Source organism: Listeria ivanovii subsp. londoniensis (assembly GCF_000763495.1).
In the GTDB taxonomy this organism is placed as follows: domain Bacteria; phylum Bacillota; class Bacilli; order Lactobacillales; family Listeriaceae; genus Listeria; species Listeria londoniensis.
On sequence record NZ_CP009576.1, the window covers coordinates 2,683,549 to 2,698,513 of the forward strand.

Annotated in this window: 12 protein-coding genes and 1 tRNA gene; 3 read left to right on the forward strand and 10 right to left on the reverse strand. The window is 34.9% G+C overall.

All coding sequences use genetic code 11. The features are described from left to right. Nucleotides 1-9 precede the first annotated feature (9 nt). On the reverse strand, nt 10-405 hold the full coding sequence (locus JL53_RS13190; RefSeq protein WP_003720771.1) for a hypothetical protein: 396 nt from the start codon (nt 403-405) through the stop codon (nt 10-12). Between the two features lie 195 nt (nt 406-600). On the opposite strand from JL53_RS13190, the gene JL53_RS13195 reads away from it, so the two are divergent. Beyond that, nucleotides 601-936 (forward strand): YjgN family protein, encoded by a 336-nt coding sequence (locus JL53_RS13195; RefSeq protein WP_003720772.1) that lies wholly within the window; start codon nt 601-603, stop codon nt 934-936. A 397-nt stretch (nt 937-1,333) separates the two neighbouring features. On the opposite strand, the gene JL53_RS13205 is transcribed toward JL53_RS13195, so the two are convergent. From JL53_RS13205 to JL53_RS13225, 4 genes are all read right to left on the reverse strand, one after another. Further along, complete coding sequence (locus tag JL53_RS13205) at nt 1,334-2,542, reverse strand: InlB B-repeat-containing protein (protein WP_052010612.1); 1,209 nt, start codon at nt 2,540-2,542, stop codon at nt 1,334-1,336. A gap of 550 nt (nt 2,543-3,092) precedes the next feature. Beyond that, complete coding sequence (locus tag JL53_RS15200; RefSeq protein WP_052010614.1) at nt 3,093-5,390, reverse strand: GW domain-containing glycosaminoglycan-binding protein; 2,298 nt, start codon at nt 5,388-5,390, stop codon at nt 3,093-3,095. Nucleotides 5,391-5,791: 401 nt separating this feature from the next. Next, nucleotides 5,792-6,739 carry a leucine-rich repeat domain-containing protein gene (locus JL53_RS13215; protein ID WP_038407845.1) on the reverse strand — a complete coding sequence of 316 codons (948 nt, stop codon included), beginning with the start codon at nt 6,737-6,739 and terminating at the stop codon, nt 5,792-5,794. 452 nt (nt 6,740-7,191) lie between these two features. Beyond that, nucleotides 7,192-7,263, reverse strand: a tRNA-Arg gene (locus JL53_RS13225). A gap of 320 nt (nt 7,264-7,583) precedes the next feature. Here JL53_RS13225 and clpP point away from each other — a divergent pair. After that, nucleotides 7,584-8,180 carry an ATP-dependent Clp endopeptidase proteolytic subunit ClpP gene (gene clpP / locus JL53_RS13230; protein ID WP_014093683.1) on the forward strand — a complete coding sequence of 199 codons (597 nt, stop codon included), beginning with the start codon at nt 7,584-7,586 and terminating at the stop codon, nt 8,178-8,180. 48 nt (nt 8,181-8,228) lie between these two features. Here clpP and JL53_RS13235 read toward each other — a convergent pair whose 3' ends face one another. Continuing rightward, nucleotides 8,229-9,620, reverse strand: a complete 1,392-nt coding sequence (locus tag JL53_RS13235; RefSeq protein ID WP_038407847.1) for a branched-chain amino acid transporter BcaP — start codon at nt 9,618-9,620, stop codon at nt 8,229-8,231. A gap of 259 nt (nt 9,621-9,879) precedes the next feature. Here JL53_RS13235 and JL53_RS13240 point away from each other — a divergent pair, with 259 nt between their 5' ends. Beyond that, entirely contained in the window at nt 9,880-10,923 is a 1,044-nt protein-coding gene (locus tag JL53_RS13240) for an internalin N-terminal domain-containing protein (RefSeq protein WP_038407848.1), read from the forward strand. 95 nt (nt 10,924-11,018) lie between these two features. On the opposite strand, the gene namA is transcribed toward JL53_RS13240, so the two are convergent. The 4 genes from namA to rapZ are packed head-to-tail and all read right to left on the reverse strand — an operon-like array spanning nt 11,019 to nt 14,885. Then, nucleotides 11,019-12,035, reverse strand: a complete 1,017-nt coding sequence (gene namA / locus JL53_RS13245) for an NADPH dehydrogenase NamA (RefSeq protein ID WP_038407849.1) — start codon at nt 12,033-12,035, stop codon at nt 11,019-11,021. 25 nt (nt 12,036-12,060) lie between these two features. Further along, a complete protein-coding gene (whiA, locus tag JL53_RS13250) occupies nt 12,061-13,032 on the reverse strand; it encodes a DNA-binding protein WhiA (protein ID WP_038407850.1) in 972 nt (323 codons plus the stop codon). Nucleotides 13,033-13,039: 7 nt separating this feature from the next. Continuing rightward, entirely contained in the window at nt 13,040-14,008 is a 969-nt protein-coding gene (locus JL53_RS13255) for a YvcK family protein (protein ID WP_038407851.1), read from the reverse strand. 1 nt (nt 14,009) lies between these two features. Continuing rightward, nucleotides 14,010-14,885 (reverse strand): RNase adapter RapZ, encoded by an 876-nt coding sequence (rapZ, locus tag JL53_RS13260; RefSeq protein WP_003720786.1) that lies wholly within the window; start codon nt 14,883-14,885, stop codon nt 14,010-14,012. Nucleotides 14,886-14,965: the final 80 nt, after the last annotated feature.

Here is a 14,965-nt window from a genome sequence, read left to right on the forward strand (position 1 = left end):
TCCTTCTTTTCATTCTACAGATAACAATTGAAGATTCTTATTAATTAATTTTTGCAAAGTTTCTTTATGCCATTTTCTCCCAAAAACACGCTTACTGACAAGATATTTGCCTTCTTCAACCTCGCCATCTTCTGTAACAGCACGAATGTTTAATTGGTAAACCAGTTTCTTTTTAGCTAAACTTATTTGTTGAATCGTCTTTGCATCTAAAAAGTGCATTTCTGCATCGCTTAATTTAAATACAAACGTAAACATGCCAGCCTCCGTAAAAGCGAGAACTAGCGTATGCCTACCTCGCATATTAGGGCCCGCATATAAAAAATCCATTGTATGAACGGCTAAATTATTATCCTTACTGTATACTCTAATTTCTTCCTCTAATCGTTCTCTTAAACTAGCTGCCAAAATAAGCACCTCCAATGCTGATTACCATTTTACCAGAAAAGAGTTATATTATATGCCCTTCTATTTTAATTCTCTATAATGATAGCATTATTAGACCGAAAAAAGTATAGCTATAAAGAGCTAAAACTACTTTTTGAAGAAAATGCTTTTATTTCTAAATAATAACAACCTTTATATAATAGGAAGTTGGAGAAAATGGGGGAATGGAACACCATTGAATCACGAAATGGAAGAACATCATTTTTTGACGGGGGATTACTGCAGTACATTGGTTGGACAATACTTGGATTTATTGTAACTATTTGTACAATTGGTATTTGTTATCCGTGGGCTTTATGTATGGTCTATGGCTGGAAAATAAATCATACAGTTATTGAAGGCAAACGTTTGAAATTCCAAGGATCTGCGGTTGGACTTTTTGGACACTGGATCAAATGGTTCCTACTTTGTGTTATCACAGTTGGAATTTATGGATTCTGGGTCTTCATCAAGTTAGAAGATTGGAAAGTAAGAAATACAATTATTAAATAACAAATAAAAAACATCCTACAAGCCAGCTTATTCCCGCCACTGTAGGATGTTTTTGCCATCATTTTAAGATTATAAGAATTAAAACGGAATAATAATTTGTGTATTTAATCTAGCATAAATTAACTTTTCAATTTATGCTTTTTGAATAATACAAATGCAGTTCCTGATAAAATCAATCCTAATAGTGGCGCATTTTTGCTATCGCCACTTTTCGGAAGCGTAGTTCCTTGAGAATCATAAATCCTCTTATTAGTAGTTTCTTGTAAGTCCAGGAATTGTTTATTAGGAGGGTTATTTCGCGATATTTTACTCATAATGCTTTTTGAATTACCATCTCTTTTAGCAGGGGGCGTTATATGGCTTTCATCTGTATTTGTTGATGATGTGATTGCGCCATTTACTTGGTTATTAGATTCTGACTCTTTTTTTTTTTGAATTGGGCATATAAAGTAATATCTTTTGCTGGCATTTTGTTCATTACAAAATCCCATTTTTTACCGCCTGTCTTTGCATCATACCAACCTTCAAAACTATATCCTTTTTTAGATGGTGTTCCCGGTTCTTGGAGATATTTTTGATACTCTACTTTTTGTGTCGTTGTTTTCCCTCCAACTGTTAAGGTTGCTGTATAGCTATTTACTTTGAATTGAGCATATAAGGTAAAATCATAACTTGGTGTATAATCGGTTGCAAAGTTCCACTTCTTACCAAAAGCCTCGGCGCTATACCAACCTTTAAATGTATAACCTTCTTTGGCGGGTGTTTTCGGTTCAGTTAACAACATTCCTGCTTGTATTTTTTCTGCTGTTTCCATTCCGTCTATATCATAATAGGCTACAGCAGAAACTGGTTTTAATGGTTGTACCACGTTCCCGGTAAAAACAGTTCTCGCCCCGCCAACTGTTAGAGACTTCCTAAAACTATAACTTACTTCAGGGACATAGGTTGATAAATTCCACATAACATTTGGACTTGCTACTTTACCATTATCACTCACTTTCAAATATTGGAGTAGCGTACCCGTTTCATTTCTTACAGTAATTGGAATAGCTATATTTTCTTGATAATTTATTGCCGGGTTAGTATAATTTTGATCAAATATGTCTAAAACTATAAGATTTTTTAATCCTGCTAATGGACTTATATCTATAATCTGGTTATTATCCAAAATTAATTCATTAAGATGGTTTAATTTAGATAAAGCACTTACATCTCTCACCTGATTGTTTTTTAAAGATAGATACTTTATATCATTTAATTCAGCAATCTTACTAATATCACTTATTTCATTGTTATAAAGATATACTATCTTTAAGTTCGGTAAATATTGAATCCCATCAATCAATTTGATATTTTTGTGGCTAGCTCGTAGTTGGATGATTCTATCCAGTTCGCTTTGTGTTACAGTATCAGTCACACTTCCTCTTCCTAAAGCATCCTTCACTACTTCAGCTAGATTAGGATCCGGAAAAATTCGATTTATAGGCGCTGGAATTGTAAGGCTTGCCGCTTTACTTGTCATGACGTCACTTGTTTTAATTTCTGCAATAGCAATAAATACTAGCGCTAGTATGAATGTCATTTTTAACCATTTACTCTTTTTCATTATCTACACCTCTTATAATAAATATTTAGAAAACAGAAAAGATTAATTGGCGATGTTAGCTTCTATAAATCCTCTTTTTGCTCTGTCTCTAAATCTTTCCATTTATAATAATAAAATCCTAACTGACCGTTCTATAACATTTGTTAAAAATAAGTGGTTTTTGCAAAGTGCTTTACATAAAAATGTATCATAAATTTTTATATGAGACATTTTATTTAAGTCATACATTTTATCAACCTTAGCTTGCATTATAAAAATGAGCATACTTTTTATTGAAAGGCAGTAAGTATACAAGAATATGTATTATACACAAATCCTAGTTGAGCAAAGGCAGCACTATTATGCCATCGTATATCCCCCTCTGTTTCTCTAAATGTATTTTAGTTTAAAAACTATTTATACTTTAAAAATTAATATTTCCGCTCATATTAGTAATTGTTTATCAATTCTCGTTTTTACTGGATAGTAACCTGTATTCTCATTCATCCTAAAAAAACTGACCTCCTTAAGACAGACTTTTGGTCTAGCTTTTGAAGGTCAGCGATTTTTATTATCTTCTTGTACTTAGGTTCACTGCTCTAGTCCAACCAGCGCCTTTGATTCGGTACCATTGTTGGCCTTTAATGGTTGCTTTTCGATCAATCGTTACTCTCTTGCGTCCAAATTTTTGGAGCTTTCCACAACAAATGGCTGCATCTGCCACGGGCATACGGTAATAAGCTTGCTTTTTCTTTCTTGCGTTCACAAAACGCGTGCCTTTCTCTTTTTTCTCCATCCTTGGATTGTAGAAAACTGCCACATTTTTAGCCTCTACCCAGCCAATCGTTTTGTTGCTAACTCTCACTTGGTAGTATAAACCATTACCTGTTTGTGCTTCTCGTAAAATGCGTAAATCTTTACCAGTGAACCGTGATAAAGCGCCTACCACTTTATAGCCGCTAGTATTATAAGGATTGGACCACACCTTTTTCCCTTTCGCTAATTTTACTTTGGCATAGGCTGTCATTGGTTTGTTGTAAAGCACGGTGGTCACGTTAGTAGCTTTTACCCAACCAACACCTTGGAGTAGTAGCCACTTTTCTTTTCCAACGGTGACTTCGCGTTGGACGATCAGTCTTTTCCCTTTCCATTTCGTAAGGGGCCCCTTGTTAACCGCGGCTTCTGCGACAGGAAGTGTATAAGCATGTTGGCCTTCTTTTCCACGGACAATATAGCGAGCTCCTGTCGCTTTCTTCTCCATGCTGGTTTGATAGAAAATCCCCAGCGCTTTCGTTTCTACCCAGCCAATCGGTTTTCCACCTACACTAAATTGATAATAACTGCCACTACTTGTTTGTGCTTCTCGTAAGATGCGTAAGTTCTTGCCGGCATAGGCCGACACCATTCCTACTTGTTTAGCATCTTTTGTATTAGAAGGCTGCGTCCAAACCGTGCTTTTCATTCCAGGTTTCACACGCCCGTACGCTGTGATGGTTTTATTCGATTTCACTATGTCCAGTTTATTAAATGGTTGGGTTACTTGACCGCTAAATTTGAAAGTAGCGTTGCCTATTGTCACAGTTTGATTAAAGGTATAACATACTTCTTTCTTATACGTAGGTAAATTCCAAGTGAGTTTAGGTGGATTATAGGTTACTTTGTCACTGCTAGAATTGGGCGCAACCCATGTTCCTGTCATACCTTTGACTATATTAGGAATAGTTACATTCCCTTGAAAGTTGATAGGCTGATTTATAAATGTTTGGTTAGATAAATCTAATTCCTGAAGGTTTTTCAGCCCTTTTAGTGGGCTTATATCGACAATGCAGTTATGGGATAATATTAAGTCTTCTAGTTGCGTTAATCCCTGTAAAGCTTGAACATCTTGTATGCAGTTACCTTCTGCATATAGATGTCTTAGATTTGTTAAGTTAGCCAATGCGCTTATATCACGCACTTTGTTGTTATCAAATATCACTCCAATTAAATTAGGTAATTCCGCTAAAGTATCAATATTTGTCACCTGATTGTCAGTAAAAGATAAATAAGCTATAGGTAAATTTGCTAATTTACTTATATCATTCACTTTATTTTTATCAAAGACTACACCATGTAAATTAGACAAATTCTCCAATACGCTGATATCCGTTATTTGATTTTGACTAATTTTTAAACTAGTTAACTTAGTTAATTTGGCCAACGGTTTTAGATCTTTTACTTTATTTCCTTCCAATATTAATTCAGTTAAATTAGTTAAATTTATTAGTGCACGAATATCACTTATTTGATTATTATCCACATATAAATTTTTAAGCTTAATTAAATTGGATAATCCGTTTATATTAGTTATTTGGTTGTTATCCAAGTATAAGACTTTTAATTTCACCAATTTCGCTAAGGCTTGTGTATCTTTAATTTGGTTATCGCTTAAAACCAGTCTATTTAAGTTGGATAAACTAGCTATCGCACTAATATCAGTTAATTGATTATCCTCCAAATATAGTGTTTCTAGTTTAGTTAAACCCGCTATTTCACTTATATCTTTTATTTGGTTAGTAACTAAAGATAATGATTTCAAATTTAGTAAGTACTGACATCCTTCAATAGATTTTATAGCCTTTTTATCGGCATCTATACTATCTACTTGATTTAACTCTTGTTGAGAAGCTACATCTGTTATGCTCGATTTCCCTAATGCCCACTTCATAACTTCCGCTAAATTCTTATCTGGGAATATTTGATTAATAGGAGTAGGATGTGAAATACTCGCCGCTTGCACCTTTGCTCCCAAACTTGTGTCTACACACATAGCAATAATAGTTATTAAAAACACTTTGAAAACTTCTTTTAACCAATTATTTACTTTCAACTATTTTACACTCCCTTTACTAAAAATAGAAAAAGCCAATTTCATGCTTTTTTACATTCTCTAAATTTTTATTTTAGCCAAAAAAAAGAGTTGATTATATAACAAAAGATAATATTTTGCAAAAACCTTATTTTTCTATCCTCTAAAACCATTATTATTGTATGGCATTATGTATATTCTCCTAAAATATATTTTTAGCTAATAAACTCTACTTTATAGTAGAGACAGTCATTTAGAATCTCATTCCCGCTCATAAAAGAAAAAGCTCTCGCCGTTAAACGAGAGCGAAAAGTATACATCTATTCTAGATTAACAAGATTTTCAGTAAAATAAGTACTATATTATTATAATTGATTAAGTGCTTTTATTTTGAATCTAAATTTATATTAAACTTGCTCAGTTTATTTTGCGAGACAATTATAGCATGGTCCTTGGCAAGTTTCCAATCCCTTCAAGTGTAATGGTTGTACTACTGTAACATCAAACTGACCCTCTGCTTCCCCGATTTCTACAAGTCGCACATATTTATAACTTACTTCTTTTGTATAGGTAGATAATTTCCATTTAATTTTGCCACTTATATTTGTATACTCACCATTATCGCTTATATCTGTTGGAAGCACCAATACATTGTCTGGACCTTTGACAATATTCGGAATAGCCAATTTTGCTTTATATGCTACTGGTTCATTTACACATTTTTGACAAGCAGCATTCAATGAATTTAGTTTCTTTAACTTTCCTATTGCACTTAAATCACTTACTTTATTAGATTCCAAATCCAACACTCTTAATTTTGTTAATTCAGCCAATGGATCAATATTGCTTAGCTTATTTTTACTAATAGACAATATCTCCAATTGTGTTAATTTAGCAAGTGGACTTACATCTGTAATTTCATTTCCGTCTACTAATAAGCGAACTAATTTGGTACTTGAAATGCCTTCTAAATTTTTTAATTTATTTTCATCTAAGCAAAGTATGACTAAATTTTTTAAATCTTTAAGAGGACTAAGATCACTTATCTGATTACGAGATAAATATAACTGTTCTAAACAATTTAAATATTGTATTCCTTCAAGAGACTCTATACTAAGATCATTACCATATAAATATTTTCCTATCTCATTTAATTCCTTTTGCGTCACCAAGTCCGTTACATGCTTCTTTTTTAAAGCTGTTTTCACTGCTTTTGCGAGACCTCCATCTGGAAAAACAGCATTAATAGGCATTGGATGCGAAATACTTGCTGCCTGTGCCTTTGTTTCTAAATTTGTGTTAATGCAGGAAACAATGACCATTATTAACATAGCTGCTAATAGATTTTTTACTTTTTTACTTCTTCTCACTATGTACACTCCTCTATAATAAATTAGAACACTTCAAAAATATTCAGATGGTGTTAGTAGCTTGTAAACTATATCAATTAACCAGTATCTGCCCTTCTTGAAGACATCCCCAGTACATATTCTAGATAAAAAAAGAAATTTATTATATAACAAAAGTTAATTTTTCATGATAAAGAAATTTTTTCGAAAATAGGAGGCTGCTACTTTTTAAATGCTACTGAAAAGCTTTAAATGGAAGTAGTAGAAAATTATCGAGAAAAGCATGAACTAATGCATAATCCCCGAGAATACATTATAAATTCCGGTTTCATTATCCAAATTTTTCACGAGGATAAATTATTTTATTCTTTAAAAATAAATGAAATTTTAATTTTTTTACACTCTATTAGAACTTCAAGTAATCAAAAATCGCTATAAACATCGTATTATCAATGTTTATAGCGATTTATTTATGCCCTCGGAGGGAATCGAACCCCCATTTTAAGAACCGGAATCTTACGTGCTATCCGTTGCACCACGAGGGCTTTATCTAACTTGGAAATGGTTACCGTACGAATAATAATTATAGCGAAAAACACTTGGTTTTACAAGTTTTATTTTGAAAGCAAAAAGCCAGCACTTCGACACTTTGAGGTCCATACTCTGCCGCCCCAACTCCTTTGTTAATTCCCTAGTTTGCTAAATAAACTCGACTCGTCGTTTTTGATATAGTCCCTTATCAGTTTTTATTAATTTTTATTATATTTATTTACTTTAAACTTTATTATTTGACCTAATTTGACCATTCGTGTATGATATAAACAAAGCTAATTCAAAATCTACATTTAACAGGAGGAATCTTGATATGAACTTAATTCCAACAGTAATTGAACAAACTAGCCGTGGTGAACGCGCGTATGACATTTATTCTCGTTTGTTAAAAGACAGAATTATTATGTTGGGATCTGCAATTGACGATAATGTTGCCAACTCTATCGTTTCTCAACTATTATTCTTAGATGCACAAGATCCTGAAAAAGATATTTTCTTATATATCAATTCTCCAGGGGGAAGTATTTCAGCCGGGATGGCGATTTATGATACAATGAATTTCGTTAAAGCTGACGTCCAAACAATCGGTATGGGAATGGCTGCTTCTATGGGTTCATTCTTACTTACAGCAGGTGCAAATGGTAAACGTTTTGCCTTGCCAAATGCTGAAATTATGATTCACCAACCACTTGGCGGTGCACAAGGCCAAGCGACTGAAATCGAAATTGCTGCTCGTCATATTTTAAAAATTAAAGAACGTATGAATACCATTATGGCTGAAAAAACTGGCCAACCATATGAAGTAATTGCTCGTGATACAGATCGTGATAACTTCATGACTGCACAAGAAGCAAAAGATTACGGCTTAATTGATGATATTATCGTTAACAAAGCTGGTTTAAAAGGTTGATACGAAAAAAGGATGCTGCATTAACTTGCAACATCCTTTTTTATGCACTTATTTCAAACGAATAGCTGAGTGTTTTCTTCCATAGAATATATATACAATAATTCCTAACACAAACCAAATCCCAAAAGCAATCCAAGTTGTTTTTGATAAATTAAGCATTAAGTACACACAAAGTAAAAATGAAAGCGCTGGTACTACAGGGTACAAAGGTGTCCTAAAGCCTTTTTTGTTTAGTTCTGGGTTCCGACGTAAGAAGAAAATTCCGATAGAAACCATTGCAAAAGCAAACAATGTACCAATATTAATTAATTGTGCTAAATCAGCCATTGGTACTACAGAAGCAATTAACCCCATCACTGTAGCAAAAATCATTGTGTTTCGAACTGGTGTATCATTTTTACTGATTTTTGAGAAGGATTTTGGAAGTAACCCATCACGTCCCATTGCAAACAACAAACGAGTTCCGCCGTATGACATTACAAGTACAACAGTAGTCATTCCAACAATCGCCCCCACCGATAAAAGTCCAGCAATCCAGTTTTGATTAATAGCTTGAAGAGCAAAAGCCACTGGTGCACTCACACCAACTAAGTCAGTATAAGGGACAACGCCTGTTAAAACTGCTGAAAGTAAAATATATAGTAGTGTACAAACAGCGAGTGATGAAATAATTCCAATTGGCATATTTTTCTGCGGATTTTTCACTTCTTCGGCGGCACTTGAAACAGCATCAAAACCAATATAAGCAAAAAACACTGTCGAAGCTCCAGTAATAACACCTTGTACTCCAAATGGCAAGAACGGTGTCCAATTGTCTGGTTTAACATAAAACGCACCAACGATAATAAATAATACGACTACAGCAATTTTTACTAAAACCATAATATTATTCACTCGCGTCGATTCACGAATGCCAAAACTAAGTAAAATCCCAATAATCATAATAACTAGAAATGCGAGTAAATCAAAGTAAGTTCCTGCTTTTGGATCGTAAGCTGATGAAACCACTGTCGGGATGTGCAAATTAAATCCAGCTAGTAAACTTTTCATGTATGATGACCAACCACTTGCAATCGCGGCAACCGCTAGCCCATATTCCAAAATAAGTGACCAACCAAGTATCCAGGCAATTCCTTCACCAAAAACATGGTAACTATATGTATACGCGCTTCCTGCAACTGGCAATTTAGAAGCAAATTCCGAATAACAAAGCGCCGCCAAACAGCAAGCAATTCCTGCGATAATAAATGAGATAATAATTCCTGGTCCTGCAATAACAGAAGCAACCTCTCCCGGGAGAATAAAGATACCTCCACCAACCACTGCTCCAACACCTAGCATGGTTAAATCAAATGCACCTAATGTTTTGTTCAAATGATGTTTGTCTTTTTCGGGATTATGAAAATTCTTTTTTCTGAAAAAAGAATTAACTTTCGTCATAAAAATTCCTCCTTTTTTAAATTCCAATTTTCAGTTAATTTATCTATATGTATTTTAAAGCTAACATGAAAACCATTATTTATACTACCATAAACAAACTGAAAAATATACCATATTTGTATGAATTTGCACAAAAAGCATGCAATACGTTATTTAAATTTTTAAAAATGTAGTAATAAAGTTCATATTTGATGTAAAAAAATTTTCTAAATCCTTTCCATGTTACGCTTTAGCCAACCAAATGAAAGGGATGAATGCTATGAAAAAAATATTAACTAGTTTAAGTTTCGCTTTATTACTGATTACTTTATTATTCAATGTTTCAGGAGGAGATATAAAAGCAAAGGCAACTTCTGACTTATATCCACTACCCGCACCAATTATTGACGTCTTTCCAGATGATGGGCTTGCAAAAGATATGGCCAAAAATCTCAATAAAGATTCTGTTAATGATATTATTGATCAAGCTGATTTAGACGCATTAACGGGATTGGGATTTGAAACAGAAACAATCACAAATGACTCCATGAAGCTATTGGAACGAGCAATGTTTAGTAACGTTACCTCCGTTAGTATAATGGAATTTGGTGAAGGTTTAACCGAGTTTCCGGACATTATGACCATTCCGAAATTAGCAAGCTTATACTACCAAGTACCACCATCTGGAGTTTCCAGAAGTTTATCACTCCCAGATTATCAAAACTATCCAGAAATGTATGCGATTACCATGAATGGCAGCACGTTAATTGGGCCAATTCCTGATTTTACTGGGATGCCTAAGCTGAAGAATTTAAGTATGTCTCGGATGTCCATTTCAAGTGATGATATTCCTGATTTTCAAAATATACCAGAACTAGAAACCTTGGATTTAAGCTATAATGAACTAACAGATAAAATCATTAATTTTACTAACCTACCATCATTAACTCGCTTAGGATTAAATTTAGATTATAATCACCTAAACGAACTTCCAAGTAATGTAATTGATTCTATTTTTGTTCATAATCAGAATGGTACAGTCCCTGACCAAACTATCAATCAAGGTGAAGCTTGTACTATTGAATTACCAATTTACTTCCAAATGAAATCTATTGGTATGTTAGTAAATCCAAATGTCTCTGGGGCATATGTAACTGATAATGTATATTCTGTCCCTGTAACATTAGACGAAGCAACAAATTCAATGACACTTGATACCTCAACGCTTAACCCAGGAGTCTATAAATTTAATGTTCAATTTAATATGGCTTATCCAGTTACTGAACAAGGTTGTATTTATGACTGGGTTCTTACAATTAATTAAGAAATAAAGACCTGAATTCCCAATTGTAGTGACCCCAAAAAGTTAGACTTTTTGGGGTCACTACAATTTCACTTTGGGATTTCAGGTCTTTTAATTTATTTCCATGCACGAGAGTATTGCTTCGGTGCCTCGATTGTTTCACCTAATGCTTGTGCCGCATCTTTCGCAAAGTATGGGTTTCTTAGTAATTCACGACCAACAATAATTAAATCTGCCCGTTCATTACATAAAATTTCTTCTGCTTGTTCCCCGCGTGTAATTAACCCAAGTGCTCCAGTGGCAATTCCTGCTCCACGACGAATTTCATCGGCAAATGGTACTTGATAACCTGGGAAAACTGGAGGTGCTACATTAACGAGTCCACCAGTACTGACATCAATTAGCTCTACTCCATCTGCTTTCATCCATTTAGCAAAAGGAATATAATCCTCTAATTGCAAACCACCATGAGCATAGTCTGTTGCTGAAACTCGCACAATAATTGGTCCGTCCCACACTTCTTTAACTGCTTTAATAATGTCACTTAAAATTTTATAGCGATTACCAGCTGGACCGCCGTAATTATCTTCACGTCGATTAGTAATCGGTGATAAGAATTGATGAATTAAATAGCCATGAGCTGCATGAATTTCAATGACATCAAAACCAGCTTCTTTCGCTCTGTATGCCGCGCGTTTAAAATCTGCAACTACTTCTTTAATTGCTTCTTTTGTTAGCTCAGTTGGTTTTGTTGATTTTTCATCATAGGCAATAGCTGATGGCGCTACGATTTCACCTGGCAAAACGGCTTTTCTACCAGCGTGTGCCAGCTGAATTCCTGCTTTTGCGCCGTGATAATGTAATCCATCTACTATTCGTTTTAAAGCTGGTACTTGTTCATCATTCCATAAGCCTAAATCGAGCTCAGAAATGCGACCTACTTCTTGAACAGCCGTAGCTTCTAAAATGACAAGCCCTGTCCCACCAGCAGCTCTAGAAACATAGTGAGCAAAATGAAAATCTGTTGCGATTCCGTCTTTATTTTCTACTGAATACATACACATTGGTGACATAACTACTCTATTTTTTAACGTTACATCTTTTAATTTATATTCTGAAAAAAGTTTTGACATTCTAATTCGCATCCTTTTCTTTTATTTAGCTATTACTAACTTTTAGACCAACTTGCGAAGGAGATTCTCCACTTCTAAGTCGTTCGGCAATTTGATCAAGTTTTCGGAGGCGATGGTTAATGCCTGATTTACTCACTTGTCCAGTTGTTAGCATTTCACCTAATTCTTTCAATGTTACATCTTCATTTGCAATTCGCAGTGCCGCAATTTCACGTAATCGCTCGGGTAATGCTTCTAAACCAACTGTCGCTTGAATATATTTAATATTATCAATTTGTCGTACAGCAGCATTAATGGTTTTATTCAAATTAGCCGTTTCACAGTTTACTAGTCGATTCACCGAGTTACGCATATCTCGCATAATCCGAACATCTTCAAAATGGAGTAGGGCACTCGTCGCTCCAATAATACTTAAAAATTCGGTAATTTTTTCTGCTTCTTTCAAATAAGTAATAAAACCATTTTTCCGTTCAAGCGTTCGGGCATTAAGATCGAATTGATTCATTAAAGCACATATTGCTTCATTGTGTTCTTCATATACAGAGAAAATTTCTAAATGATAGGAAGATGTTTCTGGATTATTAACTGAGCCACTCGCTAAAAAGGCACCACGCAAGTAAGCTCGTTTGGCACTCCTTTTCTTAACAAATCCCCTATCTATTGACTTCGTAAACGTCATCGGTGGTTCAAGAATCCGTAAATCTTCCAAAATCCCTCGTGTTCCAGACTTTAAGCGCACAATATAGACATTATTTTTTTTGAGTTTCATTTTGCGACGAACAAGAAGTTCAATTGGCACTTCATATAAATCTTTCAGTAATTGATACATCCGCCTTGCAATAGCTGCATTTTCGGTTTGGACATCCATTATCACTAATTGATTTGAAAACGAGATTGCGCCATTCATTCGAATAAAAGCTGCGAGTTCCACTTTTGCATCGCTATCACTGACGTCCATATGGGTTAATTCTTTCTTTGTTTCCGATGCAAATGACATGGCTGACTCACTCCTTTTCTAATTTTTTATCTGGCAACATTGCTAAAAGTGCGTCTGCTACCTTATCAGCAGCATGGCGTACAAGTCCATCTTCTGTAGAAAGAAAATCTTGATAAATTGCTTCCACTCCAAGCTTTTCCATTTCTTTCGCGTTGTGTTCCACCTGAGCAACGTCTTCCGGGAACAACAATTCTTTTGGTACAGTAGTTGTGTTAATTAATGTTTTATCAATAAAGGATTTACCAACGTGTTCATGGATTACTTTAATATGGTCTGCGTCTGAAAAAAAGTCGGTTTCTCCAATTTGCGTTAAAATATTCGTGATGTATACTTTTGGCGCGTTACTTGCAATAATTTCATCCGTTAAATCCGCCAGCAATAAATTAGGTAAGATACTAGTATATAAGCTTCCTGGGCCAATAACAATCAAATCAGCTTCTTTAACTGCCGCTACAGCCGTTGGATAGGGTTTCACATTTTCCGGTTCAATAAATACACGATTAATATGCTTTCCTTGCAAAGGAATAAGTGATTCTCCATGAACAATCGAGCCATCTTCCATTTCAGCACTCAAAATTAACGGCTGATCTGTCGCCGGAATAACTTTGCCACGAATTTTAAGAACCGTTGCAAGCACATTAATTGCATCCACATAACTATCATTCAATTGTGATAAAGCAGTTAAAATCAGATTTCCAATAACATGCCCTGATAAATCCCCATCTACCGTAAAACGATACTGAAACAAATCTACCACACGCGGATCAACATTAGATAAAGCAAGCATAACATTACGGATATCCCCAGGTGGAAGCACATCCATTTGCTCGCGGATTTTACCTGAACTGCCACCATCATCGGCGACTGTTACAATAGCGGTCAGATGAATATCTTTTTGCTTCAATCCTTTTAAAACTACGGGAAGACCTGTGCCGCCACCTATTACGACTACTTTTGGTTTCAATTCACTTCTCATATTAACGACCCTTTCTACGTTTCATGTCTCGATGTGAGATCGTTGTTTCATATTTTGGCTGAATGGCTTTCCCGACGAACTCAGTTAAAGCAACTGAACGATGCTGCCCTCCTGTACATCCGATCGCGATAACAAGCTGTGTTTTTCCTTCTCGTTTATAAAAGGGAAGCGTAAACATCAGTAAATCTATTAGTTTGTCTAAGAAGGTCTGCGTTTCTGGCCATTTCATTACATAATCATAAACATCTTCATCTAATCCGGTGAGTGGACGCATTTTGTCAATGTAGTGTGGGTTTGGTAAGAACCGAACATCAAACACTAAATCAGCATCAATTGGGATTCCATATTTAAAACCGAAAGACATCAGCTGTACATTGAAAACGTCTTTATCTTCTGTTTGGAATTCATTATTAATTCGTTCACGCAATTCACGAGGTGCCATATTGGACGTATTAATCACTAACTGAGAACGCCCCTTTAAATCACTAAGCAGTTCACGCTCAGCACTAATACCGTCAAGCACCGAACCATTTGGCTCAAGTGGATGATGACGACGCGTTTCTTTGTAGCGTGAAACAAGTACTTTATCATCTGCCTCTAAAAAGAGGATTTTGGTAGTAATAAAGTTGGTATTATCTAATTCATCAAGCGCTGGTTCAATCGAATCAAAGAACTCTCGTCCACGAAGATCCATTACTAGCGCGATTTTATCCATTTTATCGGTTTCTTTCATTAGCTCCCAGAATTTCGGGAGTAAGCTTGGTGGCAAATTATCTACACAAAAATAACCGAGATCTTCTAACGACTGCATTGCAACTGTTTTACCAGCACCAGACATCCCAGTAATAATCACTAATTTTAATTGATTAGAAGCCATATATGCCTCATCCTTTCGTACAAATTATATCTATCTTCCATTTTAGCATACTTCTTTGTAGAAAATCCCGGAAAAGTCTC

Bases quoted from the DNA above. Each gene is read 5' to 3' on its own strand.
- JL53_RS13195 (WP_003720772.1), top strand. From the start codon at position 601: ATGGGGGAATGGAACACCATTGAATCACGAAATGGAAGAACATCATTT.
- JL53_RS13205 (WP_052010612.1), bottom strand. From the start codon at position 2,542: ATGAAAAAGAGTAAATGGTTAAAAATGACATTCATACTAGCGCTAGTA.
- clpP (WP_014093683.1), top strand. From the start codon at position 7,584: ATGAACTTAATTCCAACAGTAATTGAACAAACTAGCCGTGGTGAACGC.
- JL53_RS13235 (WP_038407847.1), bottom strand. From the start codon at position 9,620: ATGACGAAAGTTAATTCTTTTTTCAGAAAAAAGAATTTTCATAATCCC.
- JL53_RS13240 (WP_038407848.1), top strand. From the start codon at position 9,880: ATGAAAAAAATATTAACTAGTTTAAGTTTCGCTTTATTACTGATTACT.
- namA (WP_038407849.1), bottom strand. From the start codon at position 12,035: ATGTCAAAACTTTTTTCAGAATATAAATTAAAAGATGTAACGTTAAAA.
- whiA (WP_038407850.1), bottom strand. From the start codon at position 13,032: ATGTCATTTGCATCGGAAACAAAGAAAGAATTAACCCATATGGACGTC.
- JL53_RS13255 (WP_038407851.1), bottom strand. From the start codon at position 14,008: ATGAGAAGTGAATTGAAACCAAAAGTAGTCGTAATAGGTGGCGGCACA.
- rapZ (WP_003720786.1), bottom strand. From the start codon at position 14,885: ATGGCTTCTAATCAATTAAAATTAGTGATTATTACTGGGATGTCTGGT.